Source organism: Thioclava sp. UBA3469 (assembly GCF_002378135.1).
Taxonomy (GTDB): Bacteria; Pseudomonadota; Alphaproteobacteria; order Rhodobacterales; family Rhodobacteraceae; genus Thioclava; species Thioclava sediminum.
This window is the reverse complement of the sequence record NZ_DFRG01000090.1, coordinates 8,453-9,395: the sequence shown is the minus strand read 5'-3', so window position 1 is coordinate 9,395 and position 943 is coordinate 8,453. Positions and strand designations below refer to the sequence as shown.

1 protein-coding gene is annotated in these 943 nt (G+C 65.0%); it reads left to right on the top strand.

Annotation, left to right across the window (positions count from 1 at the left end; genetic code table 11):
* On the top strand, window positions 1-943 hold a 943-nt coding region (locus B3D39_RS07545), incomplete at both ends, for a sugar phosphate nucleotidyltransferase (protein WP_286789571.1).

The following is a 943-nucleotide window of genomic DNA, read 5'->3' as shown; positions in this document are numbered from 1 at the left end:
GATCGTGCTGCAGGAAGAACAGCGCGGCACCGGCCACGCCGTGGCGCAGGCCCTGCCCGCGCTCGACGGGTTCGACGGCCGTGTGATCGTGCTTTACGGCGACACCCCCTTCATCCGGCCCGAGACGCTGGAGCGGCTGGCGGCGTCCGATGCGGCGGTGACCGTGCTCGGCTTCGAGGCGGCCGATCCGGGCCGTTACGGGCGTCTGGTGGCGCAGGGCGACACGCTGGATCGGATCGTGGAATTCAAGGATGCCACGGATGAAGAACGCGGCATAACCCTTTGCAACTCTGGCGTTATTGCCTGTGACGCAGTGCTTCTGACCGAACTGGTCGCGGGGCTGTCGAACGAGAATGCGTCGGGCGAATACTACCTCACCGATATCGTCGAAGCCGCGCGCAAGAAGGGTCTGACCGCGCAGGTCGTGACCTGTGACGAGGCCGAGACGCTGGGCATCAACACCCGCGCCGAGCTTGCCCGCGCCGAGGCCCTGTTCCAGGAGCGGATGCGCGCCGAGGCGATGGAAAACGGCGTGACCATGGTGGAGCCCACCAGCGTCTGGTTCGCGCTCGACACCTATATCAGCCGCGACGTCGTGCTGGGCCCGAATGTCGTATTCGGCCCCGATGTGACCATCGAATCCGGTGCGGTGATCGAGGCCTTCTGCCATCTCGAAGGCTGCCACATCTCCCGCGGCGCCACGATCGGTCCCTTCGCCCGTCTGCGCCCCGGTGCGGAACTCGCCGAGGACGTGCATATCGGCAATTTCGTCGAGGTGAAGAACGCGATCCTCGCGGAAGGTGTGAAAGTCGGCCATCTGACCTATCTGGGCGATGCCGATATCGGGGAGCATACGAATATCGGCGCGGGCACGGTGACCTGCAATTACGACGGGGTGATGAAGCATCGCACCACCATCGGCGCGAACGCCTTCATCGGCTCA